Raw genomic sequence first — 506 nt, forward strand, 5'->3', positions numbered from 1 at the left:
CACGACGTAGGCACCTGCTACCGCTGCCACACCACCATCGAGCCGATGGTTTCAAAGCAGTGGTTCGTACGCATGGAGCCGCTCGCAAAGCCCGCTATCAAGGCTGTACGCGAGGGCGAGACTAAGTTCATACCCGAGCGCTTTGAGAAGGTTTACTTCCATTGGATGGAGAACATCAAGGACTGGTGCATTTCCCGTCAGCTCTGGTGGGGTCACAGGATCCCTGCCTACTACTGCGAGGACTGCGGCGACGTCACCGTCGCTAAGGACGCTCCGGATTGCTGCTGCCACTGCGGCGGTACTCACCTTACTCAGGACGAGGATACCCTCGATACATGGTTCAGTTCAGCTCTCTGGCCGTTCTCGACCCTCGGCTGGCCTGAGAATACCGACGACCTCAAATATTTCTACCCGACCAGCACTCTGGTCACGGGCTACGATATCATCTTCTTCTGGGTCGCGAGAATGATTTTCTCTGCGATCGAGCAGACAGGCAAGGCTCCGTT

Annotated in this window: 1 protein-coding gene; it reads left to right on the forward strand. The window is 56.7% G+C overall.

Annotation, left to right across the window (positions count from 1 at the left end; all coding sequences use genetic code 11):
• Positions 1-506, forward strand: a 506-nt coding sequence (locus JKK62_RS12510; protein WP_201428167.1) for a class I tRNA ligase family protein, incomplete at both ends; no start/stop codon positions are given.

Source organism: Ruminococcus difficilis (assembly GCF_016680995.1).